The organism is Dellaglioa sp. CoH-56-MRSF-13, from assembly GCF_056782095.1.
Genome location: NZ_JBXAYC010000074.1, coordinates 1 through 411, shown reverse-complemented (window position 1 = coordinate 411; position 411 = coordinate 1). Strand labels below are relative to the sequence as shown.

General features: G+C 60.1%; 1 protein-coding gene. It reads right to left on the bottom strand.

Features of this window, described 5'->3' with window-relative positions:
* Window positions 1-363 (bottom strand): hypothetical protein (locus AC1RP1_RS07945; protein ID WP_481762712.1); only part of this gene is annotated, 363 nt, incomplete at its 3' end.
* Window positions 364-411 lie beyond the last annotated feature (48 nt).

Sequence of the window (411 nt, the reverse complement as noted above, 5' to 3'; positions counted from 1 at the left end):
ATCGTCGATGTCTGGCGGGTACGGAAGAATGTCGAATTCGGCGCGGTTGCCTTCGTCTGTGTCCAGCACCGTTTCCTCGACGCTCGTGACAAACAGCTGGAGCGGGAGCGGTGTCACACGTATACGCTGGGCCGTACGCTCGTCAGGCACCACGATGCTAACGCGGTGGACCTGAGGATCGAAGTAAGGCTCCTGCTTCAGCATCTTCTGGAGCCGCGTAATCGAGCGCCGGGCCCGGGCACGGACAGGGGCATCATCTAGCATGTCGATGTAGAAGACAAGGGCGTGTGGGGCCTTCCACCGGGCTATGGCCAGCGCACGTTGTACTTGGTGGGGTTCAGGCGGGTGAAGCTTAGGTTTCATCAACTCTCCTTGGTTCGGAGCGAGGCACGTGCTTCTATCACTTGCCCC